Origin of the sequence: Chryseobacterium hagamense, from assembly GCF_007991455.1 — a bacterium.
GTDB lineage: Bacteria > Bacteroidota > Bacteroidia > Flavobacteriales > Weeksellaceae > Chryseobacterium > Chryseobacterium hagamense.
This window is the reverse complement of sequence record NZ_BJYJ01000009.1, coordinates 20,753-44,786: the sequence shown is the minus strand read 5'-3', so window position 1 is coordinate 44,786 and position 24,034 is coordinate 20,753. Positions and strand designations below refer to the sequence as shown.

Annotated in this window: 18 protein-coding genes; 13 read left to right on the top strand and 5 right to left on the bottom strand. The window is 42.4% G+C overall.

Features of this window, described 5'->3' with window-relative positions; all coding sequences use genetic code 11:
- Positions 1 to 3: 3 nt before the first annotated feature.
- From CHA01nite_RS10215 to CHA01nite_RS10195, 5 genes are all read left to right on the top strand, one after another.
- Positions 4 to 2,556: a DEAD/DEAH box helicase family protein gene (locus CHA01nite_RS10215; protein WP_146941217.1), complete on the top strand. Its 2,553-nt coding sequence runs from the start codon at positions 4 to 6 to the stop codon at positions 2,554 to 2,556.
- 183 nt (positions 2,557 to 2,739) lie between these two features.
- Entirely contained in the window at positions 2,740 to 4,545 is a 1,806-nt protein-coding gene (gene rpsA / locus CHA01nite_RS10210) for a 30S ribosomal protein S1 (protein WP_146941216.1), read from the top strand.
- Positions 4,546 to 4,759: 214 nt separating this feature from the next.
- Complete coding sequence (locus CHA01nite_RS10205; RefSeq protein WP_170234717.1) at positions 4,760 to 7,351, top strand: T9SS-dependent M36 family metallopeptidase; 2,592 nt, start codon at positions 4,760 to 4,762, stop codon at positions 7,349 to 7,351.
- Positions 7,352 to 7,479: 128 nt separating this feature from the next.
- On the top strand, positions 7,480 to 8,457 hold the full coding sequence (locus CHA01nite_RS10200; RefSeq protein WP_146941215.1) for an EamA family transporter: 978 nt from the start codon (positions 7,480 to 7,482) through the stop codon (positions 8,455 to 8,457).
- A gap of 126 nt (positions 8,458 to 8,583) precedes the next feature.
- Positions 8,584 to 9,522, top strand: a complete 939-nt coding sequence (locus CHA01nite_RS10195) for an alpha/beta fold hydrolase (RefSeq protein ID WP_228458391.1) — start codon at positions 8,584 to 8,586, stop codon at positions 9,520 to 9,522.
- A 129-nt stretch (positions 9,523 to 9,651) separates the two neighbouring features.
- On the opposite strand, the gene rplS is transcribed toward CHA01nite_RS10195, so the two are convergent.
- Positions 9,652 to 10,008: a 50S ribosomal protein L19 gene (gene rplS / locus CHA01nite_RS10190; protein ID WP_034709455.1), complete on the bottom strand. Its 357-nt coding sequence runs from the start codon at positions 10,006 to 10,008 to the stop codon at positions 9,652 to 9,654.
- A 283-nt stretch (positions 10,009 to 10,291) separates the two neighbouring features.
- Positions 10,292 to 10,672, bottom strand: a complete 381-nt coding sequence (locus CHA01nite_RS10185; protein WP_146941213.1) for a DoxX family protein — start codon at positions 10,670 to 10,672, stop codon at positions 10,292 to 10,294.
- A 551-nt stretch (positions 10,673 to 11,223) separates the two neighbouring features.
- On the opposite strand from CHA01nite_RS10185, the gene CHA01nite_RS10180 reads away from it, so the two are divergent.
- A complete protein-coding gene (locus CHA01nite_RS10180) occupies positions 11,224 to 11,925 on the top strand; it encodes a CoA transferase subunit A (RefSeq protein ID WP_146941212.1) in 702 nt (233 codons plus the stop codon).
- A 385-nt stretch (positions 11,926 to 12,310) separates the two neighbouring features.
- Here the strand turns inward: CHA01nite_RS10180 and CHA01nite_RS10175 are convergent, their stop codons facing one another.
- On the bottom strand, positions 12,311 to 14,101 hold the full coding sequence (locus tag CHA01nite_RS10175) for an ABC transporter ATP-binding protein (protein ID WP_146941211.1): 1,791 nt from the start codon (positions 14,099 to 14,101) through the stop codon (positions 12,311 to 12,313).
- Between the two features lie 109 nt (positions 14,102 to 14,210).
- Between CHA01nite_RS10175 and CHA01nite_RS10170 the strand changes: the two genes are divergently transcribed.
- Together CHA01nite_RS10170 and CHA01nite_RS10165 are read left to right on the top strand one after the other, a co-directional pair.
- Positions 14,211 to 14,864 (top strand): 3-oxoacid CoA-transferase subunit B, encoded by a 654-nt coding sequence (locus tag CHA01nite_RS10170; RefSeq protein WP_146941210.1) that lies wholly within the window; start codon positions 14,211 to 14,213, stop codon positions 14,862 to 14,864.
- Positions 14,865 to 15,158: 294 nt separating this feature from the next.
- Positions 15,159 to 16,253, top strand: a complete 1,095-nt coding sequence (locus tag CHA01nite_RS10165; protein ID WP_146941209.1) for an NAD(P)-dependent alcohol dehydrogenase — start codon at positions 15,159 to 15,161, stop codon at positions 16,251 to 16,253.
- Positions 16,254 to 16,530: 277 nt separating this feature from the next.
- On the opposite strand, the gene CHA01nite_RS10160 is transcribed toward CHA01nite_RS10165, so the two are convergent.
- Positions 16,531 to 16,908 (bottom strand): nuclear transport factor 2 family protein, encoded by a 378-nt coding sequence (locus tag CHA01nite_RS10160; protein ID WP_228458390.1) that lies wholly within the window; start codon positions 16,906 to 16,908, stop codon positions 16,531 to 16,533.
- 95 nt (positions 16,909 to 17,003) lie between these two features.
- Between CHA01nite_RS10160 and CHA01nite_RS10155 the strand changes: the two genes are divergently transcribed.
- Complete coding sequence (locus tag CHA01nite_RS10155; RefSeq protein ID WP_146941208.1) at positions 17,004 to 17,366, top strand: winged helix-turn-helix transcriptional regulator; 363 nt, start codon at positions 17,004 to 17,006, stop codon at positions 17,364 to 17,366.
- Positions 17,367 to 17,660: 294 nt separating this feature from the next.
- On the opposite strand, the gene CHA01nite_RS10150 is transcribed toward CHA01nite_RS10155, so the two are convergent.
- Positions 17,661 to 18,461 carry a DUF4197 domain-containing protein gene (locus tag CHA01nite_RS10150; RefSeq protein ID WP_146941207.1) on the bottom strand — a complete coding sequence of 267 codons (801 nt, stop codon included), beginning with the start codon at positions 18,459 to 18,461 and terminating at the stop codon, positions 17,661 to 17,663.
- Between the two features lie 103 nt (positions 18,462 to 18,564).
- Here CHA01nite_RS10150 and CHA01nite_RS10145 point away from each other — a divergent pair, with 103 nt between their 5' ends.
- The 4 genes from CHA01nite_RS10145 (at position 18,565) to CHA01nite_RS10130 (ending at position 23,927) form a co-directional block, all read left to right on the top strand.
- A complete protein-coding gene (locus tag CHA01nite_RS10145) occupies positions 18,565 to 20,823 on the top strand; it encodes a glycoside hydrolase family 20 protein (RefSeq protein WP_146941206.1) in 2,259 nt (752 codons plus the stop codon).
- Between the two features lie 22 nt (positions 20,824 to 20,845).
- Complete coding sequence (locus tag CHA01nite_RS10140; protein WP_146941205.1) at positions 20,846 to 21,469, top strand: Crp/Fnr family transcriptional regulator; 624 nt, start codon at positions 20,846 to 20,848, stop codon at positions 21,467 to 21,469.
- A 77-nt stretch (positions 21,470 to 21,546) separates the two neighbouring features.
- The gene (locus CHA01nite_RS10135) at positions 21,547 to 22,341 is read left to right on the top strand and encodes a sulfite exporter TauE/SafE family protein (protein WP_146941204.1); all 795 of its coding nucleotides are present in this window, start codon (positions 21,547 to 21,549) and stop codon (positions 22,339 to 22,341) included.
- A 173-nt stretch (positions 22,342 to 22,514) separates the two neighbouring features.
- Positions 22,515 to 23,927 carry an MBL fold metallo-hydrolase gene (locus CHA01nite_RS10130; RefSeq protein WP_146941203.1) on the top strand — a complete coding sequence of 471 codons (1,413 nt, stop codon included), beginning with the start codon at positions 22,515 to 22,517 and terminating at the stop codon, positions 23,925 to 23,927.
- Positions 23,928 to 24,034 lie beyond the last annotated feature (107 nt).

Here is a 24,034-nt window from a genome sequence, read left to right as displayed (position 1 = left end):
GCCATGGAATTTTTACACGAACTTTTTAATAATCCTTTTGCGAAAAAAGCTTTATCTCAGGTAAGCATACCTAATGAAATTACGGATAATCTTAAATTCGGCATCCGTCCGTACCAGGAAGAAGCATTCCGGAGGTATTTATATACGGAACAGGAAAGTTTTGAAGGAAAACCGGAAAAACCACTGCATCTTCTGTATAACATGGCCACCGGAAGCGGTAAAACCATGGTCATGGCCGGTCTGATGCTTCACCTTTACGCCAAAGGCTACCGGAATTTTTTGTTCTTTGTCAACAGCAATAACATCATTCAGAAGACAAAAGATAATTTCCTGAGCCCGCAGACTTCAAAATACCTGTTCCGGGAAAAGATTGTGATTGACGGTAAAGAAGTTTTAATTAAGACCGTTGATAACTTCGACGAATCCGACCGGGAAAATATCAATATAAAATTTACCACCATTCAGCAGCTTCATACCGATCTGAATAATACCAAAGAAAACAGCATTACTTTTGAAGATTTTAAGAATAAAGAACTGGTACTCATTGCCGATGAAGCCCACCACCTGAACAGCGGTACAAAAAGAGGCCATCTTTTCGGAAGCTGGGAAGAAACCGTTCTTCAGGTGCTCCACCGGAATTTTAATAATGTTCTTCTTGAGTTTACCGCCACGCTGGATTATGAAAGCCGGCAGATTGTAGATAAGTACAGAGATAAAGTGATCTACAAATATGATCTTGCCCAATTCCGGAGAGATAAGTTTTCAAAAGAAATCCACCTCGTCCGTTCGATGTATGATGAAAGGGACCGGATGATCCAGGCATTGGTTCTTAATTTGTACCGCCAGGAGCTCGCGGCTTTTCATCAGATCAATCTGAAACCGGTAATTCTTTTTAAAGCGAAAAGAACCATCAGGGAATCCGAGATCAATAAAGAAAATTTTCATATCCTGATCAGGGATTTTTCCGAAACAATGGTGGAGCATATCAGAAAAACATCTACAGTGCCGGTGGTTCAAAAGGCTTTTCAGTTTTTCGATAAACGAAATATTTCACTAAAAGACATCGCCTGCCGGATACAGTCTGATTTCAGGGAAGAAAATTGTCTAAGTGCAAATCATGATGCAGAAGCAGAGAAGAACCAGATTTTACTGAACACCCTGGAAGATGAGAAAAATCCTGTCCGTGCAGTATTTGCCGTTCAGAAGCTGAATGAAGGCTGGGATGTGCTTAATCTGTTCGATATCGTAAGATTATATGAAGACCGCGACGGGAGAGACGGAAAACCCGGAAAGACCACTTTATCCGAGGCCCAGCTTATCGGGCGAGGGGCACGGTATTTTCCTTTTGCATTAAAAGAGGGAGATGAATTATACGTCCGGAAATATGATGATGACGTTTCAAATGACCTAAAGGTTCTTGAAGAACTTTATTATCATACCAAAGAAGACAGCCGTTATATCTCGGAGCTCAAAAGAGCTTTGGTGGAATCCGGAATTTACGAGGACGAAGCTAAGCTTGAAACAAAGAAATTAATTTTAAAACCAACCTTTAAATCATCTGAACTGTATCAGAAAGGCGTTATATTTTCCAATAGGAAAATACCCAAAAGCTTTGCCCATGTAAAATCAATCGACGATATGGGAATCACCAAAACCAATTTCCGGTACCGGCTGTCATCAGGCGGAGGAAGTGTTTCAGGCGTATTCCTTGATGAGGAAAATCCTGTTTCATGTGATCACAACATGAAACTTAAAGATATCAGCATCAGAGATATTCCGGCAAATGTTTTAAGATCTGCTTTGAGCCGGAATCCTTTTTATTATTTTGCAAATCTATGCCGTTACTTTCCGAACCTGATGTCGATAAGGGATTTTATGATCAGTAAAGAGTATTTAGGAGCCTTGGCCGTAACATTTCTGGGAACCGAAGTTCGTCTGCAGGAAATTTCCCATTCCGATTATCTCCGTGCACTTACCGGTTTATTACATAATATAGAAACGGAAATCAAAAGCAATACCGCTGAATTTGAAGGATCGGGATTTTATCCGCAGCTCATCCGTCAGGTTTTTAGAGATAAGGAGATCAGAGTCGGCAAGGGCAGTCCCAGGTCAGAAGGCCAGGAAGATCTGCTTTCAAATGAATCCTGGTATGCCTACAATGCAAATTACGGAACAACGGAAGAGAAAAAATTTGTTGAATTGTTTGCCAGGAGGTTCGAAAGCCTGAATCAGAAGCTGCATCATATTCATCTGATCCGTAATGAAAGGGAAATTAAGATCTACGATAAGAAGGGCCGCGCTTTTGAACCTGATTTTATCCTGTTTTGCAGCCGGCGGGAAGATCAGCAATTGACCTATCAGGTTTTCATTGAGCCGAAAGGGGTATATCTGACAGGATATGATCAATGGAAAGAAAATTTCTTAAAGGAGATTGAACGCGAACATAAAGCGATAGAAATCCACACGGATCATTATTTAATTAAAGCCGTTCCTTTTTATAATTATGGAAATGAAAATGAGTTTAAAAGAATTTTGGATGAAACTTTGGCTATCTGATTTCTGTAATGATCTGATGTTTAATAATTTTAGGTATTGTCGTTAAAATTCATTATCTTTGCACCCACTTTTGGGGTAGCCAGGTTTGAAAAGTAAACAACTTACAATTAATTACTTCCGTATTTTTTAACCCGCATTTATTCAAACCGTTAAAAGAGAAGGAATACAAATTTTTATCAGAAAATGTCAAAAGAGACAAATTCAGCAGAGGTTTTATTAAACCAAAACGTAGCACCGGAACAATTTGACTGGGATTCTTTCGAATCTGGTCTTGATGCAGATGCGAGAAAAGAAAAAAGCGATCTTGAAGAAATCTACAACGGATCTTTAAACAACCTTGACGATAACGACGTATTGGTTGGTAAAGTGGTAAGATTAACCGACAAGGAAGCGATCGTAGACATCAACTTCAAATCCGAAGGTGTTATTTCTCTTAACGAATTCCGTTACAACCAGGGTCTTAAAGTAGGAGACGAAGTAGAAGTAATGGTAGACCGGAGAGAAGACAAAACCGGACAATTGCAGTTATCTCACAGAAAAGCAAGAACGCTTAAAGCTTGGGATAAAGTAAACGAGCTTCACGAAACAGGTGAAATCGTAAACGGTTTTGTAAAATCAAGAACCAAAGGAGGGATGATCGTGGACGTACACGGAATCGAAGCATTCTTACCAGGTTCTCAGATCGACGTTAAGCCAATCAAAGATTACGATCAGTTCGTAGGAAAAACTATGGAGTTCAAAGTTGTGAAAATCAACCCGGAGTTCAAAAACGTAGTGGTATCTCACAAAGCATTGATCGAAGCAGATATCGAAGGTCAGAAAAAAGAAATCATCGCGCAGCTTGAAAAAGGACAGGTTCTTGAAGGAACCGTTAAGAATATTACTTCTTACGGGGTATTCATCGACTTAGGAGGTGTTGACGGATTGATCCACATTACAGACCTTTCCTGGTCTAGAGTGAACCACCCGTCTGAGATCCTTGAGGACGGACAGACTGTAAAAGTGGTTATCCTTGATTTTGATGATGAGAAAACAAGAATCCAGTTGGGTATGAAGCAATTAGAGGCTCATCCTTGGGATGCTCTTTCTGCTGACATGAAAGTGGGCGACAGAGTAAAAGGAAAAGTAGTGGTTCTTGCTGACTATGGTGCATTCGTAGAAATTGCTCCGGGTGTTGAAGGTCTGATCCACGTTTCTGAAATGTCCTGGTCTACACACCTGAGATCTGCAGGTGACTTCGTAAAAGTAGGTGATGAAGTGGAAGCTGAAGTACTTACCTTAGACAGAGAAGACCGTAAAATTTCTTTGGGTATCAAGCAATTGAGCAAAGATCCATGGGAAAATATCGAAGCGAAGTATCCGGTAGGATCCAAGCATGTAGGAACGGTAAGAAACTTCACTAACTTCGGTGTATTCGTAGAATTGGAAGAAGGAATCGACGGATTAATCTACATCTCTGATCTTTCTTGGACCAAGAAAATCAAGCACCCGTCTGAGTTCTGTGCAGTTGGTGATAAATTAGATGTTATCGTTCTTGAACTGGACATCCAGGCTAGAAGATTATCTTTAGGTCACAAACAACTGACTGACAACCCTTGGGATGCATTCGAAACGAAGTATGCTGAAGGAACCATCCACGCCGGTAAAGCGGTAGAAGTACACGATAAAGGTGCTTCCGTACAGTTTGAAGATGCTGAGGTTGAAGCATTCTGCCCTTCAAGATTATTAGAGAAAGAAGACGGATCTAAAATCAAAAAAGGTGAAGAAGCTGACTTCAAAGTAATTGAGTTCAACAAAGAATTCAAAAGAGTAGTCGTTTCTCACACAGGAATCTTCAGAGATGAAGAGAAGAAAAACATGAGAGAATCTTCTAACAACAGATCTAACAATAACAATATGTCGTCTTCTTCAAACAATGAAGAAAGATCAACTCTTGGAGATATCGATGCATTGGCAGAATTGAAAAGAAAAATGGAAGAAGGCAAATAATTCCTGACTTCATTTCACTTATATAAGCCGCTCTTTTGAGCGGCTTTTTTATGGTAATCTTCATTAAATTTTAATTCTATATTCAGTAAAATTAAATCATCATTTTAAGATAATTAAACAGGTATCGGATAAAATAGATTTGTCTTTAAATAATTTTAAATTTATTGTTATTTTGTTGTTAATTATTTGTAGATTAGCGCCTTTATTAGTGTATATGAAAAAAGTAGCTTTACCCCTGTTATTTGCAGTATCTGCAATCTTTCCTTCCGTTCTTTTCGGACAAGATAACGAGAGATTAATTAAAGATTATATTTCTCAAAACAAGATTAAAGAATATAAGAAATCTGATCTTGCTAACTTTATCATTGATAATGTAGATGAATCAAAGTCATTAAATGGAAATGTTGTAAAATTTCAACAGACCTTTAACGGGCTTCCTGTGTACAATGCAGGAGGGACCATGCTGGTAAGAGATAATAAAATTATTTATTATACCGATACTTTTTTAAAAGATTATAAAACGGCTGCATCTTCAGCGATATCGATAGCCAGAACGGCTGCTCTGAAGAAAATTGCTCAGAATCTGCAGAAGCCCCAAATAGAAAATTATCCTATTCTCAGTTTCAGTGATGCTGATCCTGCAGACGGAAAATTTGCTAAACAAAGATTGGTTTATGTAGAAGATGCTGAAAACCTGAAACTCGCGTATGAATTTTCGGTTCCTGAACCTTCTTCTCCAAGTTACTGGAATATTTTGGTAGATGCTTCCAACGGTGAAATTTTGCGTAAGCAGGATTTAAATTTATCCTGTAATTTCCACACTGATGCCTATGGCCATGATCATTCTCAGGCACAGAACGAATTCATAGGGCCGATTAATAAAGTCTCGTCGACTGCCGCTTTCTTCCTTGCCCCTGATAATGCTTCTTATAACGTTTTTCCTTTACCGGTTGAAGCGCCGACTTTCGCCTCCAGATCTATCGTAAACAATCCATGGATTCTTGCAGCATCTCCGGAGGGATGGCATTATGACGGTACTACAAGATATACTACGACCAGAGGAAATAATGTATATGCTTATGAAGATACAGCTGCTGCAAATATTGCCGGATATTCTCCTGAAGCAGGAGTAACTAGGAATTTTAATTATCCTTTTAGTATCAATGCAGACCAGTTTAATAATTTAGATGCATCCATTACCAATTTATTTTATATAAACAATAAAGTCCACGATATTTTTTATACCTTCGGCTTTACACCGGCAGCAAAAAATTTCCAGAATACCAATTTTGGTCTAGGTGGTGCTGGTAACGATTATGTACAGGCGGAGGCTCAGGATGGTGGTGGTACCGATAACGCAAACTTTTCGACACCGGCAGATGGTTCAAAACCGAGAATGCAGATGTACATGTGGAGTACAATTAATAGACTATTTTTCTATAATGCACCGAGTTCCGCTGTACCGCGGCAGCCAGTTGCGGGAACTGCTCAGTTCGGTAATCCTTTGGATGCTACCGGAGTTACAGGTAATGTTCAGTTGTCATCCGTGTTAGATGGCTGTACAGCTATTCCGGCAGGATCACTGGCTGGTAAAATCGGGTTGATCGAAAGAGGAACCTGTGCATTTACCGTAAAAGTGAAAAATGCCCAGGATGCCGGAGCAACTGCTGTTATTATTTATAACAATATTGCGGGTGCTGTTGGTGGAATGTCAGGAACCGATACAACCATTACTATTCCATCGGTATTTATTACGGATACTGAAGGGGCTTATATCAAAAGCCAGCTTGCGGCTAACACAACTGTCAATGTCACATTAAAAAATGACCCGGCTGCCAGTGTAACGCCTGATGGAAGCTTTGATAACGGAATCGTAACCCATGAATATGGACATGGTATTTCCACCCGTCTTACGGGGACCAATGTAGGATGTCTGAGTTCTTCATCGGACAAAGAACAGATGGGAGAAGGATGGTCGGACTTCTTCGCATTGATGCTGACAAATAAACCGGGAGACAACGCTTCTGTTCCAAGGGGGATCGGTACTTATGCGGTAGGACAGGCTACCAGCGGCGGAGGAATCAGACCTGCTAAATATTCTCCGGACTTTACCATTAATGACTATACTTATACAGATACCAACGGTATGGAATATACGAATTCCAGCGGACAACTTGTTCCGGATGTTCACTCCATCGGATTTGTATGGGCAACCATGCTTTGGGATCTTCACTGGCAGTATGTTGCTAAGTACGGATACTCTTCTGATGTAACGGCTAATACCACCAATGGAAGCTCAAGAGTACTTCAGCTGGTAACGGATGCTTTGAAGTTACAGCCTTGTTATCCTACCTTCGTAGAAGGTAGAGATGCGATATTAGCTGCTGATATGGCCACCACCCAAGGGGCTGACCGGTGTATGATCTGGAGAACTTTTGCCAAGAGAGGTTTAGGAGTTAATGCAAGTGCGGGTTCCAAAACAAATATCAATGACCAGGTTCAGGATTTCTCGGTACCGGCAGGCTGTGCGCTTGCTACGGATGAAGTGAAAGTGGTTAAAAACAACATCTCGATTTATCCGAATCCGGCGAAGAATGAATTCTTCATCAATTTCCCAGGCAATACCTTAGGAAAGGTAAGCGTTGAAATTTATGATATGTCAGGAAAACTGGTATCTTCTGAAGATAAAATTTCTCCGGATGCTAAAAAAGCAATCTCTACGGACAAACTGATCAACGGAACCTATATGGTGAAAGTAAAAGGAATCGGTATTGATGCGGCTTCAAAAGTTATCGTAAGAAAATAATTTAACATACAGATTAATTTAAATATCCTGTGCGAGCCAAGCTCACACAGGATATTTTTTATTCATGCTCCTGATCTGCCCATTTTCAGAATAAATTGTACCTTTGCAGGCTGTTAAAAAAATGAATTATGCAGAAGAAGAATATATTGAAAGGAGTTTTATTTGTAGGAATCGGAGCAAGCATCTACGGAATGCTCGCAACTTTTGTAAAGTTGGCTTATCAGGACGGTTTTACCACATCGGAAGTTACCACCTCACAATTTTTACTGGGACTGATTGGACTTTTGGTTTTAAATTTTATTCAGACTGTAACGTCCAAAAAAGCTTTACCATCGCCAACTTCAAAGGAAGTAAGAAACCTGATGCTCGCAGGAACTTCATTGGGTTGCACCAGCTTGTTTTATTATATTGCCGTTCAGTATATTAACGTATCCATTGCCATTGTGTTACTGATGCAGTCGGTTTGGTTCAGCGTAGTAGTGGAGAGTATCCTTACAAAAAAATGGCCCAACACGAGAAAAATAGTATCGGTAATCATTGTGTTGGCAGGAACGGTTCTCGCCACCAATTTAGTCAATGAGAGCCTGGATCTAGACTGGAAAGGGATTTTCTGTGGGTTGATGGCAGCGGCTTCCTATACACTTACCATGTTTACCTCCAATACGCTGGCAACCCGTCTTCCGGTTTTCAGAAAAAGCATCATCATGCTTTCCGGCGGGTCTGTTATTATTTTCGGATTTCTGTTTTTTGCCCAGATCGGCCCATTGCATTTTGAAGGATTAAAATCATTTTATCTTAACTTTACCGGAAATACAGAACATATCCACGCCTTCAATTATTCCATTTTTTGGACGTACGGACTTATTCTGTCTTTATTCGGAACAATCATTCCGCCTATACTGTTCAACATCGGGTTTCCGAATGCGGGCCTTGGGTTGGGAAGTATTGTTTCTTCCCTCGAACTTCCCGTTTCGGTAACCATGGCTTTTGTATTATTGGGTGAAAAAGTTATCTTTATTCAGTGGGTCGGAATCGTTCTGATCCTCTTTGCCATTATTCTTATGAATCTTCCTAAAAAAGAAATCAGGATAAACGAAATGTCATAAAATGACAAATCAATATTGATGAACCGTTTCTTTTGGAACGGTTTTTTAATTTAAATATCTCAAAATAAATCTATGACATATTATAAAAATACAGTCCTCATAATACTCTTTTTGGTGTCTGGCCTGATGTTTTCCCAAATCAGACCTTTGGATGCGGAACTGACGAATTACCCGTATCCCTTCGAAGTCCGATTTTTAAATCTGAAATCCCAGAATAATGATCTTAAAATGGCTTATATGGATGTAAAGCCTAAAACGGCAAACGGAAAAACCGTCATGCTGCTTCATGGTAAAAACTTCAACGGCGCTTATTGGGAAAGAACGGCAAAAGATCTTTCGTCTAAAGGATTCAGAGTCATTATTCCGGATCAGATCGGTTTCGGCAAATCGTCAAAACCTCAGAGCTATCAGTTTTCGTTTTCACAGCTGGCAAATAATACCAAAGCTATTCTGGATGAACTTAAAATTGACAAAACTATTGTTCTCGGTCATTCAATGGGTGGGATGGTAGCCACCCGGTTTACTTTGCTGTATCCTGAAAGAGTAGAAAAATTAATATTGGAAAACCCGATCGGACTGGAAGATTACAAAACTTTTGCATCCTATCAGACCATTGACCAGGCTTATCAGTCGGAACTTAAAAATACGGCAGAATCATACAAGAATTACCAATTGAAATTCTATTATGATAACAAATGGAAGGCGGAATACCAGCCGTGGCTCGACCTGATTGCCGGCTGGACCTTACATCCCGATTATCCGAAAGTGGCCTGGGATGCCGCTTTAACTTCCGATATGATTTACAACCAGCCGGTCTGCTATGAATTTCAAAACATTAAAGTCCCGACTCTACTGATTATTGGAACCAGGGACCGGACAGCAATAGGAAAAGACCGGACGCCCAAAAATCTGCAGCCGAAAATGGGGCAGTACCAGGAATTGGGGAAGAAGGCCCAACAGCAGATTGCCGGTTCAAAATTAGTAGAGCTTGAAAATGTAGGGCACCTTCCGCATATTGAAGTATATGATCAGTTTTGGAGTGCCTTATACAATTTTATAAAATAAATTCAAGATTCCTATTTAGCTAAAAAGAAAAAATTCACCATTCACTTACGAAAAAAAATTCACCATTTACCAAATAAAAAGAGACCGCTTAAAATAAACGGTCTCTTTTCGTATGTATTGTTGTCTGAATTATTTCTTCTTGTAAGCAGCGTCTTTAATTCTTGCTTTTTTACCTCTAAGGTCTCTGAAGTAGTAGATTCTTGATCTTCTAACTCTACCTCTTCTGTCAACTTCGATTTTCTGAAGGGCAGGCATATTGATAGGGAATACTCTTTCTACACCCACATCACCGGACATCTTTCTGATGGTGAAAGTTTTTGTAGAACCGGTACCTCTTAATTGGATAACCGTTCCTTTGAAGAACTGGGTTCTTGTTTTTTGTCCTTCTTTAATCTCGTAATACACCGTGATGGTATCACCGGCTTTGAATTCAGGGAATTCTTTTTTTGTAATGTACTTGTCTTGTACGTACTTTAATAAATCCATTATTAAATAAATAAAATGTTAAGGCTAAGCAACTTACACGGACTTCGTCAGAGGTTGAATAACAGGTTGCAAATGTACAAAACATTTTTTTAATTTCCCAAATAATTTATCAGTAAATATTTAAAAACTCAGACAATTTCAATCGGGTTATATTCTGAAATTTAAGAGAGTAGAAGAGACGTTTATTTTTGTCCGGTATGCAAAATATAGATAAGTCGAACGAATAAAAGTGGTTAAAAAAAGCGGGAAAATTCAAATCTTCCCGCTTTCTATTTCTGCCAGTCTATTCTTCATCTGTGGATTTCAGTGCCCAGGCAATCAGCGGGCCCTGCATAAACAGCCTGCCGAGCCTGGCGTTGTCGGTATTTAATCCGAAAGAATCCCTTCTGTTTTTATACTGGGCAATATTTCCCGGGAATACCGCAGCAAAAAATCCGGCAACCACTTTCCCCATAGTTTTTCGATATTTCTTTGGCGTTACAATCATTGCCGTCCCCAGCGCAATCTCTGCATAGCCGGAATAAACAACCGTATCGTCCTTATCCAGCGGTACCCATTCCGGAACCTGTGCCTGAAAGGCTTTTCTTGCAAAAGTAAGGTGCCCGATACCGGCCGTGATCAGAAATGCGCCTAACGCAACTCTTGAAATGTCTTTCGTTTCCATATAACGTAATTTAATTGGTGTAGCATACCACAACCAAAATTCAGACCACGTTTTTTAGGATTGTCATAACATGAAACAATGATATTGGCAGACCGGTTGAACCATCTTTTTAAGGAGCTGTTTCCGGCTCTCCGCTCATACTCCTCGCACCGATCCTTTCCCTTCTTTCCATCTCCAAAACCCATCCGCTCCCAATCGATCCAACGCCGCTGTGGGGTAACCGCTGCGATCCGGGCTAGGGCAGCAGACTTTATTTTTTACATCAGGCCTTTAATTGTTATCCCGGTAGAGATATGAATTATCTTTTATGGTCATAATACAGTTGAAACTTCAATATTTGGAAACCTTTACAAATAAGTTTGTGTTTTGATATTGACTGAAAAAAACTTCCAGCCTCCGGCATCCCTCTTCCAGCCTTTTGAATAAAAACAATTGGTATTAATTTAGCCGTTGATCTCCTGAAATTGATCCTTCTTCAATGAAATGATTTCCCATTCGTCGGGATATGGGAAAAAGTATTAAATTTAGCCAACAGAAAAATCTGATAGTTCATGATAGATAAAAGAGTACAGAATGCAAAGGAAGCCATCGCAGGAATTGAGGATGGTATGACGCTGATGCTGGGCGGTTTCGGCCTTTGCGGGATCCCGGAGAATTCAATCAATGCCCTGGTGGAAAGCGATGTAAAAGACCTGACCTGCATCTCAAACAATGCCGGAGTGGATGACTTCGGATTGGGGCTGCTGCTTCATAAAAGGCAGATCAAAAAAATGATCTCGTCTTACGTGGGAGAAAATGCCGAATTCGAAAGACAGATGCTTTCCGGTGAACTGGAGGTGGAGCTGACACCTCAGGGAACACTGGCTGAAAAATGCAGGGCGGCACAGGCAGGAATTCCTGCCTTTTATACACCGGCCGGTTTCGGAACCGAAATAGCAGAAGGAAAGGAAGTAAAAGATTTCAAAGGAAAACCGCACATCCTCGAATTTGCCTATGAAGCCGATTTCGCTATCGTCAAGGCCTGGAAAGGCGACCACGCCGGAAACCTTGTTTTCAAAGGCTCGGCCAGAAACTTCAACCATCCGATGGCCGGTGCCGGGAAAATTACCATTGCCGAAGTGGAAGAACTTGTAGAACCGGGCGAACTGGACCCGAACCAGATCCATATTCCCGGAATCATGATCCAAAGAATTTTCCAGGGTGAAAAATTCGAAAAAAGAATCGAGCAGAGAACCGTAAGAAAAAGAGATTAAAATAAAAGACCGTGAAATTTTCATGGTCTTTATTCTTTTTATTTGATATTAAAATGGCTGGAATCGAAAAGCTGCAAAGTTTTAAAGAAGATAATGTTTAAAGGCGCAAAGAATTCAACCCAATGAATTTCAGTGCCGTTTAATCTCACTTCCATCTGAGTATCCGCAAAACCTGACGGAGATTCCATTTCCAGTTAAAGGTAAATGGTACTTACAATTTTATCCTTAATAAAATCCTCGCGCCTTTTAACCTCCAATAAGGAAAATTCTCTTTTGCCATTACGTGTTCCAATCTTCAAACCGTTAATAAAACAGGCAGATGCAAAACTTTTGGAGTAACAGACAATTCCTAACATCTGTCATCCATCTTCCAGCATCCCGCCTTTTACACCGTCTTTCTTTCCCCGATCTGCTGTCTCCACATCGCGTAATACAGCCCTTTTTCTTCGATAAGGTTCAGGTGCGATCCGGTTTCCACAATCTGTCCGCGTTCCAGCACATAAATCCGGTCGGCATGCATGATGGTACTCAGACGGTGGGCAATCAGGACGGTAATCTGTTCTTTTTCTTTGGAAATTTCTTTGATGGTTGTTGTAATTTCTTCTTCGGTGATGCTGTCCAGTGCGGAAGTCGCCTCATCAAAAATCAGAAGATGTGGCTTGCGCAACAGAGCCCTGGCAATGGCAATCCGTTGCTTTTCACCGCCGCTCAGCTTCAGTCCGCCTTCTCCGATCACTGTTTCAATTCCGTTTTCAGCACGTTCCAGAAGGCCGGTACAGCTGGATTTTTTCAAGGCAGACTGCAGGTCTTCTTCGGTAGCCGCCGGATTCACAAACAGAAGGTTCTCCCGGATGGTTCCCGCAAAAAGCTGGGTATCCTGGGTTACGAATCCGATCTGGTTCCTCAGCTCATCAAAATCAAACTCTTTTCCATCCACATGATTGTAAAAAATGGAACCTTCCTGCGGCCGGTATAAACCGACAAGCAGTTTCACCAGCGTACTTTTCCCGGAACCGCTCGGCCCGACGAAAGCAATGGTTTCCCCGTTTTTAACCTCAAAGGAAATCGAATTGAGGGCTTTGTACTGAGCCGTCTGATGCTGGAAAGAAACCTTCCGGAATTCCAGTTCCTCAATGGCTCCTATTTTCTTCGGCGTCAAAGGCTTCGGCTCCACTTCTTTTTTCATCACCCGGTCAAAATTATTAAGCGAGGCCTGTGCTTCACGGTAGGAAATAATGATATTCCCGATCTCCTGCATCGGCCCGAAGATAAAGAACCCGTAAAACATCAGCGATAAGTATTGCCCCGGCGTAACAATATTTTTAAAAATCAACAGCAATAAGGTGAACGTAATCATCTGCTGTAAAAAGTTTACCAGTGTTCCCTGTACAAAGCTCAGGGAGCGGATGCTTTTTACCTTTCTCAGCTCCAGGTTTAATATTTTATAGGTATTGTTATTCAGCCGTTCCACTTCCTGATTGGTAAGGCCTAAACTTTTGACAATCTCGATGTTCCGTAAACTTTCCGTGGTGCTTCCCGCCAGGTCGGTAGTTTCCTTCACAATGCTTTTCTGGATGGTCTTTATCCTTCTGCTCAGCAGGTTGGTAACAACGGCAATAAAGATGATTCCCAGAACATAGACCGGCATGATCGACCAGTGCAGACGGACTGCATACACCGAAACGAAAATGATGCTCACCAGAATTCCGAAAAAGATATTGATGAAATTATTGATGAACTTTACGGTATCTTCACGCACCTTGGTCAGGATCGAAAGCGTTTCACCGCTCCGCTGGTCCTCAAATTCATGATACGGCAGCCTCATGGAATGCCTTAAGCCATCAGTGAAAATTTTAGCTCCGAACTTCTGGATGATCACATTCACCACATAATCCTGGAAGGCCTTGGCGATACGGCTGATCATCGCTGTCCCGATCAAAAGCCCCAGGAAATAGAAAACACCATGGTAAATATCGGTGCCATAAAGATAGTCATCCATCGTTCTCGGAATGGTTTTCTCCTTATCGAAGAAATTAGGATGGGTCACCAGCCGGTCCAGGATATTTCCGGTAATCGCGGGCGAAAACAGTGAAAAAACCTGGTTTACAGAGGCTAAGAGCAGGGAAATGAAAATCAGGAGACGGTAGGGTTTCAGGTAATGCAGTAAAACTTTCATAAGATGACAAATTTACAACAAATTGAGTACTAAAATTTACCATAGGATAAGAAAGAAAATATTTCGTAATTCTGAAAAAATGGCTAATTTGGCGGGATAAGATTAAGCTATGCTGACTAAAGAACAAATTGCACAGAGAATTTCCAGAGAAGTGAAAGACGGATATTATGTAAACCTGGGAATCGGGATCCCTACATTGGTGGCCAATTATGTGCCGGACAATCTTTCCGTAGAATTCCAGAGTGAAAACGGCGTACTGGGAATGGGGCCTTTTCCCTTCGAAGGGGAAGAAGATGCAGACATCATCAATGCCGGAAAACAGACGATCACGATCCTCGACGGAGGCTCCTTTTTCGATTCAGCCTTCAGCTTCGGAATGATCCGTGCGCAGAAAGTGGATCTCACCATTCTCGGAGCCATGGAAGTCGCCGAAAACGGCGATATCGCCAACTGGAAGATCCCGGGAAAGATGGTGAAAGGAATGGGCGGTGCAATGGACCTGGTTGCCTCTGCCGAAAATATTATCGTGGCGATGATGCACGTGAACAAAGCCGGGGAAAGCAAAATCCTTAAAAAATGTACGCTTCCCCTGACGGGAGTAAACTGTGTGAAAAGAGTGGTGACCGAGTTGGCAGTATTGGATGTAACACCGGCAGGATTCAGGCTGGTGGAAAGAGCACCGGGCGTTTCCGTAGAACATATCGTAAAATCAACGGAAGCCGGGCTAATCATTGAAGGTGAAGTACCGGAAATGCAGTTTTAGAAGACTTATAGCTATTGGCTTTTAGCTTTTAGCTTCTGGCATTATATAACAATTAATACGTAAAGGCTGTTTTTTTGAGACAGCCTTTCTTCTTGCCGTTTATTTATATCTGATGAAAGTGTTGAATATGACCGCTGGTTCTAAGTATACTGTTTTTCGGTAATCTGATTTCTGATGCATGATGCTTTAAAGGCTTCAATAAAATGATTGGTCTGAAAATTGTGAGTTCAGAAAGTATTTAAAAATTAGCTCCAGAGCTGATAATAATTTCACACCACACAAAATCGTATTATTATGGAAAAAAGTATTGTACATCATGACAATAAATTCAGTGTAAAAGGCTTCGGAGCTTCCGGCAGCCTGATCAACGGGAAATCATTGAAAGAAATGGATGTTGTCCGCGACAATCCGAAAGCAGATGAAGTGCTTATTGAAGTCCTTTATTGCGGGGTTTGCCACAGCGATATCCATCAGGTGAACAACGACTGGAAAAATACAAGATACCCATGTGTTCCCGGTCATGAAGTAATCGGTAAAATTGTAGAAATCGGTGACGGGGTTTCGGATTTTCAGACAGGCCAGCTGGTAGGCGTTGGCTGTATGATCGACAGCTGCCAGACCTGTGAATCATGTAAAAGCGGAGAAGAACAGTTTTGTCTGGGAGAACATGGAGCGACAATGACTTATAACGGGTATTTCAATGATCCTGAGTCGGATTACAATACCTTCGGAGGATATTCAAGCCATATCATTGCAAACAAAAATTTCTTACTGACGCTTCCTGAGAAACTGGAAATTTCAAGCGCTGCACCGATCCTGTGCGCAGGGATTACCACGTACAGCCCTCTTAAAAAGGCAGGTATTAAAGCAGGTTCCAAGGTAGCCATCGTAGGGATCGGCGGTTTGGGCCACATGGCTGTACAGATTGCAAAAGCAATGGGAGCCAATGTAACGGCCATTACCACAAAGGAAGAAAAACGTGAAGAAGCGTTGAAGCTTGGTGCCGACCGTGTGATTATTTCAGACAATAAAGAAGATATGAAGGCCAACGAACTGGCTTTTGATTTTATTCTGATTACGATTCCTGATGGTTTCGATATTAATCTTTATGTGCCTCTTTTGGGAGTGAAAGGTTCCTTGGTAACTGTGGGCCTTCTGGGAAATTATGAAAAGCCTCTGGACAATATGGAGGTGGCAAAATATGGACGGTCTGTCGGAGGATCACTGATCGGAGGCATTGAAGAAACCCAGGAAGTTCTGGATTTCTGTGCAGCCCACGGGATTGCGCCGGAAGTGGAAATGATTCCTGTTGAGGACATCAACGATGCTTTTGATAAAATTAAAAACGAAGAGGTACGCTTCCGTTATGTCATCGATATGAATAAGTAAGGAATGTCGGGAACAGGGTCGGCCGGCAACATCAGAATAAAATAATGCTACAGGCGGGTTCTGTTGTAGAAAAACATTTACTGATAATAAAGAAGGATCCTGAAATTACAGCTTCAGGATCCTTTCTTATAAGATACATTACCGGTCTAAGTTAAGTTCATATCAATACATCTTTAGCAACCTGAAATCGGGTCATCGATGATCTCAGTCCGGTGGTAACTGCCTGTTTATATTTATATGGGATCAGAAGTTTAATTCTGGCAGAAAAAGTAGACAGCTAACTCTTTTTTTCAATAACATACGCTTTCAAAGCCGCAATTTTCCCGTTTTCAAATCGCCACACATCACAGTAATCATAATGGTGACCGGTGCCGCTTTTATCCTTCAGCGTAATCTCACCGGTTACGGCTACGGAATTACCCTCCTCAACGGTCATATCGACACTGAACACCGGCGGTTCCAGATAGAATTCTTTCATATATTCCCTTACCGCTTCCTTGCCGGAAAGGATCCGTTCGCCGATGAAAACCCACCGCGTATCCTCCGTACAGTAGGCTAAAAATTTTTCATAATCTCCTTTCTTTACGAATTCGTTGGCTTCATGCAACAGGGCTGCATTACTCATTTCTGCCTCGTTTTTTGTTTGATTATTCATTGCGTTAAATATTTTTTATAAAGCAAAAATAGCATGTTCACAGCTAATAACGTATATTGGCAGCGAATTGTAAGGTACTATCAAAAAAGGAAGTAATGGGAAAAATCAAAGAAACGTCCACCCATTTTGAAAATAAAAAAATGCTGGCGGATGAATGTTCCGAAGTGTATGCAGCAGGAATCATCGGCGGACAATGGTCGCTGGTCATCTGCTCATGGTTAACCAACGGTAAAATGCGGTTTGGAGAACTGAAAAAAGCAATCCCCAATATCACCGAACGTATGCTGACCATGCAGCTGCGAAAACTTGAAAAGCACAGGATCCTCACAAGGACGGTATATGCCGAAGTGCCTCCGAGAGTGGAATATGAATTAACCGAAATAGGGTATGAACTGAAACCGATTATCACTCAATTGGAACAATGGGGAGAACGGCACAAAAACTTAGATATAAAATAAGAGCGGGTACCTTTCCGGTTGTTTTCAGAGGTAAATAAACCGGGAATGCAGTCTTACTGTAGATTTACAATTTATGGGGAAAATCCCTTTCGACCTGGAAAATTTTGGAGCATGAGGAAAATAAACCCTGAATCCGTTAAGAAATTCCCTCTGTCCGAAGCGCGGGATAAAATTCGAAACGGAAAACCAGTTATGAATTCGCGCAAGTTTGGGAATTTTAGGTTTCAGGTTTTATTTTTAGCGGAAAGGTTCAAGTCTTGAATTTTTGTTTCTTTTGTTTCAAGACAAAAGAAATCAACGTCCGTCCTGCGCTCCGAAAACTTTCTTCAGAATGCCTGTCGTTCTCATGGCCGGCGTATTGCGGATGCCGCTTTCTTTTTCAGCCACCATCTTGAAGACCCCGTTGATGGTCTCCGTCGTTACATACGCATTCAGGTCGGTCGTTACCGATTGTCCGGTGAAGGTGTTGTATTTCGAGATCAGGTTAGACCATACTTTGTCGGCACCTACTTTCCCCAATGAAGCTTTTACCTTGGGCTGAAAGGCGGCAAACAGCTGGCTCTGGGTTTTTCCCTGAAGATAACTGGTGGCCGCATAATCATTTCCCAGCAGGATATTTTTGGCATCGGTAATCGTCATTGAGGTAATGGCATTGGTGAAAATCGGGGCGGCTTCCGTTACGGCATCCTCTGCTGCGCGGTTCAGCAGCTTGACGCCCTGATCAGCCAGGCTTCCCAATCCCACAGAACGTAAAGTCGCATCAATTTTCCTCAGTTTTTCAGGCATCAGGATCTTTACGGCTTCATTTCGGAAGAATCCGTCGGTTACCCCCAGCTTTTTCACGCCTTCATTAACGCCGAGGCTTAAAGCTTCCTTCAGTCCCGATGAAATCTGCAGGGAGGTAAGGCTTCCCAGATTGACCGAAGCATTAGAAGAACCTGAAGATGCAGGATAAGAACTGCTATTGGTCGTTTTAGGCTGGTTCAGGTCGATTCCCGTTTTATCTTTCACGGCATTTTTAATGGCATCAAAGATCTGTGCCTGCGAAGACACGGAAAATAAAAGCCCGCCAAACAATAATAATGTTTTTCTCATCGTCTATTTTTTACAAAATTAGATGTTTTGAGGTTTAATAAGTTAAAGGGTTCTGTAAATTTTCAGAAAATAAGTATATTCGCCTAAATCTTAAATCCATCAGATGCAGCGTTTTTTACTGGTATGTTCGGTATTGCTTTCATGCGTATTCTTTGCCCAAAACAGATTGAATTTAATTCCTTATCCTCAGAATGTGGAATGGCTAAAAGGAGAATTTATTATTCCCAAAAACTTTAAGCTTGATCAGGATCTTCCCCGGCAGGAAACCGAATTTTTCAAAAAGCAGACCCGCAATCTGCTGGCATTCGGTACCGGAAAAAAGGAAACGGCGCATCTGGTGAACGTATTGTTTGCACCGCAATCCGAAGGAAAACCGAGGGAGAATGAAAAATATGCTATCGAAATTTCCCCACGGCAGATCATCATCAGCTCCAATACGAAGCAGGGATATTTTCTGGCCCTTCAGACCTTAACTCAGCTCCTGAGGCAATATAAGGATTCAGGAAAAATTCCTGCAATGAAGATTGAGGACAAACCGAAATTCGCATGGCGCGGAATGCACCTCGATGTCTGCCGCCATTTTTTTACGGTGGATGAGGTGAAGCAATACATCGATTATCTCGCCATGTACAAACTGAATACCTTCCACTGGCATTTAACCGATGACCAGGGCTGGAGAATTGAAATCAAAAAATATCCGAAGCTGACGCAGATTGGTTCCAGAAGAAAAGAATCCATGATCGGGGCGTATGTGGATAATACCTTTGACGGCAAACCCTACGGACCGTATTTTTATACCCAGGATCAGATCAGAGAAGTTGTAAAATATGCAGCGGAGCGCCATATCACTGTAGTTCCGGAAATTGAAATGCCGGGGCATGCCTTAGCGGCTCTTTCCGCTTATCCCGAACTGGCCTGTACCAAAGGGCCTTTTGAACCGGCAACCCAATGGGGCGTGTTCGATGATGTGTTCTGCCCGAAAGAGGAAACCTTTGCTTTTCTGGAAAATGTATTGAATGAAGTAATGCAGCTTTTTCCTTCCCAGTACATTCACATAGGGGGCGACGAATGCCCGAAAACAAGATGGAAAGAATGTGCCCACTGCCAGGAGCTGATCAGGAAAAATAACCTGAAGGACGAGCACGGTTTACAAAGCTACTTCATCCACCGGATTGAAAAATACGTCAACTCGAAAGGCAGAAAAATCATCGGCTGGGATGAAATCCTGGAAGGCGGGCTGGCCCCGAATGCAGCCGTTATGAGCTGGACCGGCATTAAAGGGGGTGTGGAAGCGGCCAAATCCGGACATTTCGCCGTTATGACTCCGGGAGCCTATTGCTATTTCGATCATTACCAGGGCGATCCTGCTACGGAACCCAATGCTTTCGGAGGATTTACCCCGTTGGATAAAGTCTATTCTTATCAGCCGGTTCCTGAAGAACTGAATGCAGAACAGGCAAAATACATCTTAGGTGTTCAGGCCAACCTCTGGACCGAATATATCCTGGATTTCAAACAGGTGCAGTACATGATCTTTCCGAGATTAATGGCCCTTTCCGAAGTTGCCTGGGGAACTTCAGACCCGAAAAACTACAAGGAATTTGAAGGCCGCGTGATCAATGAGTTCAGGACGCTGGATGAAATGGGGGTGAATTATGCAAAAAGTATTTACAACATCAACGGCAAGGTGATCCCGGCCGGTAATGGAGTGGCTTATGAACTTTCTACCTCACAGAACCCGTCAGGAATCAGATACACAACCGATGGCACAGAACCGCAGGCAAACTCACAGACCTATAGCAACCCTGTTCCCGTTTCAAAATCCATGACCATAAAATCCGGCTATTTTGAAAACGGACAGCTGAAAAGTGCTGTTTCTTCACAGGGTTTCATTGTTTCAAAAACCACCGGTAAAAAAATTGATCTGGAACAGCAGCCGAGCGAAAACTATTCTTTCGGAGGGGCCTTCACCTTAGTCGATGGGATTATCGGGAACCAACGGCAGCTGGGAAAAACCTGGCTGGGCTTTCAGGGGAAAGATGTGGTGGCTACGATTGATTTCGGCCAGGCAAAGCCGTTTTCGGAAGTTTATTTCAATACGCTGGACAACAAAGGGAGCTGGATCCATTTCGCCAAATCCGCCCAGGTATTCGTTTCAGATAACGGGACCGATTTTAAAATGATTAAAGAAACCGGCAAAGAGGAAATTCTTGCCGCTAAAGGAAAAATCAGGTTGCAGGTCGGAAATCAGAAAGCGAAATATTTAAAAATAAAAATAGAAAACGCCGGAATCATTCCTGCCGGAAATCCGGGTGCCGATTCCAAAGCCTGGCTGTTTGTAGACGAAATCGGAGCGAACTAAAATTAATATGACAAGATAAATTATGGATGATTCGGTTCTTTCTTCAGAATTCGCTTCTTCGCCGGACTTGGTGAAAAAACTCCGCGGAAACGGAATGATGAAAACCTATCATGAAGGGGACGTTATCCTCGATGAAAATTCATCCATCCGCTCCATTCCGATCGTGATGAAGGGAATGATGAAAGTCATCCGCACCGAGGAAGACGGCCGGGAAATCCTGCTTTATTACATCAGGGCCGGCGAAAGCTGCATCATGTCTTTTCTCGGCGGGATGCACAACGAAAAAAGCATCGTAAAAGCCGAAGTGGAGGAGGATACGGAAATCCTGTTCCTTCCCGTAGATAAAGTTTCCTTGTTCATTAAAGAGTACCCGGAATGGCTGGATTATATTTTCAGGCTGTACCATAAACGTTTTGAAGAACTTCTGGACATCGTCAATGCCATCGCTTTCAAAAAAGTAGATGAAAGGCTGCTGAATCTTTTAATGAAGAAATCTGAAATCCTGGAGACAACAACCTTGATCATTACCCATGAGCAGCTGGCTAATGAACTTGGAACTGCCCGGGTGGTGGTCTCCCGTCTCCTGAAACAGCTTGAAGATTCCGGTAAGCTCCGGTTGGGGCGGAATAAAATCACCCTGTTGTAAATTCCTGCGTTATGTAACAAAAGTAGCGGTACACCTATTTCCCTTTCTGCAATTTTGCATTATAAAAATTCAGAAAAATGGAGATGTTCGGCTATTTCGCATCGGTTTTAATTGGGATTTCATTGGGTCTAATCGGCGGCGGCGGCAGTATTCTTACCGTTCCCGTTCTGGTCTATCTTTTCGGATTAAATGCCCTTGCCGCAACGGAATATTCACTTTTTATCGTCGGGATCAGCAGCCTCGCCGGTTCCGTTTCCTACCTGAAAAATGGATGGGTGAATCTTAAAACGGCTTTTATTTTTGGGATTCCGTCAGTTATTTCAATTTTTATCACCCGGAATTATATGTTGCCACTGATCCCGGATGAGGTATTTTCCATAGGGCATTTAATCGTAACAAAAGAGATTCTCCTGTTGTCGATCTTTGCCGCGCTCATGATTACGGCTTCCTGGAAAATGATCCGGAAACCTAAAGAAGACCCTGCAGAAAGCGGTGATCGTCAGAAGCATTATACCATGATGATTGCAGGACAAGGTTTGATGGTGGGTGTTTTAACGGGCCTGGTGGGGGCGGGCGGTGGATTTATGATCATTCCCGCGCTCGTCAATCTCCTTAAAACCCCGATGAAAGTAGCCATCGGAACTTCGCTCATCATCATTTCCTTCAATTCGCTGATCGGTTTTTTCTCGACCATGCATCACGCAGCCATCGACTGGAAATTATTGTCCACCATTTCATCAATTGCCGTCTTTGGAATCATCATCGGGTCACAACTATCCAAGAGCATCGACGGGAATAAGCTGAAGCCTGCTTTCGGATGGTTTACGCTGATGATGGGCATTTACATCATCATACGGGAATTTGCATCCTGAATTTTAGGGCAAGTGAGAAGAGCCTCCTCAAGCCGGATTACGGGAGATCAGCGGTGAAAGATACATCCGTGATTCACGGGAACCTTATGTAAGAAAAGTGGTGGTACAGAAAAATTCAAATCCGGAAATTTGAACCTGATAAAATAATAGTCAATACATAAAAATCATAAAAAATGAAAATAGAACAGATGTATACAGGATGCCTTGCCCAAGGCGCTTATTATATTGTTTCAAACGGGGAAGCGGTTATTATCGACCCGTTGCGGGAAACCCGGCCGTATCTCGAACGGCTGCATAAAGACAGCGTCTCGCTGAAGTATATTTTTGAAACGCACTTCCATGCCGACTTCGTAAGCGGACACTTGGATTTAAGCAGGAAAACAAAAGCACCTATCGTTTACGGACCGACGGCAAACCCGGAATTTGAAGCCATTGTTGCAGAAGACGGTCAGGTTTTCGAAGTAGGGAATGTTAAGATAAAAGTACTTCACACGCCCGGCCACACCATGGAAAGCTCATGTTTTCTCCTGATGGATGAGAATGGAAAGGAAACCGCTCTGTTCAGTGGGGATACTTTGTTTTTAGGCGATGTCGGACGCCCGGATCTGGCTCAGAAGGCAACGGATATGACGCAGGAGGAACTGGCAGGTTTGCTTTATGACAGCCTGTATCACAAAATCTTACCTTTGAATGACTGCATTACCGTTTATCCGGCGCATGGAGCAGGTTCAGCCTGCGGAAAAAATATGCAGAAGGAAACAACGGATTCACTGGGCAATCAGAAGAAAACCAATTATGCGCTCAACCAGGAAGATAAAGAACATTTCATCAAAGCTGTGACCGACGGGCTTCTGCCTCCTCCGGCTTACTTCGGAATGAATGTGGCCATGAACAGAAAGGGCTACAGCAGTTTCGATGAGGTACTGTCAAATGGTTTACAGACACTTTCCCCGGAAGAATTTGAAGAAACGGCAGAACATTCGGGAGCGCTGATCCTGGATGTGAGAAGCAACGGGGATTTTGCCAAAGGGTTCATCCCGCAATCCGTCAACATCGGTCTCGACGGTGACTTCGCTCCCTGGGCAGGAGCTTTGATCATTGACGTACTACAGCCGATCCTTTTGGTTACCGGTGAAAATGAACAAGAAGAAACAGTCACCAGGCTGAGCCGGGTAGGGTTCGACCATATTTTGGGATTTCTGAAAGGCAGTTTCGATGCCTGGAAGAAAAGCGGAAAGGAAACCGATTCGGTAAACAGGATTTCAGTACGGCAGTTTAAAGAAGAAATCAAAAATAAAGAGGTAAAGGTGATCGATGTCAGAAAGGAAGGCGAATACAATGCTCAACATGTGAACAGAGCAGAAAATAAGCCTTTGGCCTATATCAATGAATGGATCCGCACGATTGATCCGTCGGAACATTTCTACCTGCATTGTGCAGGAGGGTACAGGAGCATGATGGCAGCAAGCATTCTTCAGGCAAGGGGTTACAGGAATTTTACGGAAATCGAAGGCGGTTTCAGTGCCATTGCCGTGACCGACATTCCTGTAAGTAATTTGATCTGCCAGAGTAAATCTATGAAATAATCATATAAAAACAGGATCATAAAACAGTAACCAAGCTTAACGTGAACCCAAAGAAGAACCCGGATTAACAGGTTGGAGGAGGGATGCAGGATGCGGGAAGTTTCTCT

Coding starts and splice junctions, on each gene's coding strand:
- CHA01nite_RS10205 (WP_170234717.1), top strand. CDS start 4,760: ATGAAAAAAGTAGCTTTACCCCTGTTATTTGCAGTATCTGCAATCTTT.
- CHA01nite_RS10160 (WP_228458390.1), bottom strand. CDS start 16,908: ATGAATAATCAAACAAAAAACGAGGCAGAAATGAGTAATGCAGCCCTG.
- rpsA (WP_146941216.1), top strand. CDS start 2,740: ATGTCAAAAGAGACAAATTCAGCAGAGGTTTTATTAAACCAAAACGTA.
- CHA01nite_RS10135 (WP_146941204.1), top strand. CDS start 21,547: ATGGAGATGTTCGGCTATTTCGCATCGGTTTTAATTGGGATTTCATTG.
- CHA01nite_RS10175 (WP_146941211.1), bottom strand. CDS start 14,101: ATGAAAGTTTTACTGCATTACCTGAAACCCTACCGTCTCCTGATTTTC.
- CHA01nite_RS10165 (WP_146941209.1), top strand. CDS start 15,159: ATGGAAAAAAGTATTGTACATCATGACAATAAATTCAGTGTAAAAGGC.
- CHA01nite_RS10195 (WP_228458391.1), top strand. CDS start 8,584: ATGTTTTCCCAAATCAGACCTTTGGATGCGGAACTGACGAATTACCCG.
- CHA01nite_RS10155 (WP_146941208.1), top strand. CDS start 17,004: ATGGGAAAAATCAAAGAAACGTCCACCCATTTTGAAAATAAAAAAATG.
- CHA01nite_RS10180 (WP_146941212.1), top strand. CDS start 11,224: ATGATAGATAAAAGAGTACAGAATGCAAAGGAAGCCATCGCAGGAATT.
- rplS (WP_034709455.1), bottom strand. CDS start 10,008: ATGGATTTATTAAAGTACGTACAAGACAAGTACATTACAAAAAAAGAA.
- CHA01nite_RS10130 (WP_146941203.1), top strand. CDS start 22,515: ATGAAAATAGAACAGATGTATACAGGATGCCTTGCCCAAGGCGCTTAT.
- CHA01nite_RS10140 (WP_146941205.1), top strand. CDS start 20,846: ATGGATGATTCGGTTCTTTCTTCAGAATTCGCTTCTTCGCCGGACTTG.
- CHA01nite_RS10145 (WP_146941206.1), top strand. CDS start 18,565: ATGCAGCGTTTTTTACTGGTATGTTCGGTATTGCTTTCATGCGTATTC.
- CHA01nite_RS10215 (WP_146941217.1), top strand. CDS start 4: ATGGAATTTTTACACGAACTTTTTAATAATCCTTTTGCGAAAAAAGCT.
- CHA01nite_RS10185 (WP_146941213.1), bottom strand. CDS start 10,672: ATGGAAACGAAAGACATTTCAAGAGTTGCGTTAGGCGCATTTCTGATC.
- CHA01nite_RS10200 (WP_146941215.1), top strand. CDS start 7,480: ATGCAGAAGAAGAATATATTGAAAGGAGTTTTATTTGTAGGAATCGGA.
- CHA01nite_RS10170 (WP_146941210.1), top strand. CDS start 14,211: ATGCTGACTAAAGAACAAATTGCACAGAGAATTTCCAGAGAAGTGAAA.
- CHA01nite_RS10150 (WP_146941207.1), bottom strand. CDS start 18,461: ATGAGAAAAACATTATTATTGTTTGGCGGGCTTTTATTTTCCGTGTCT.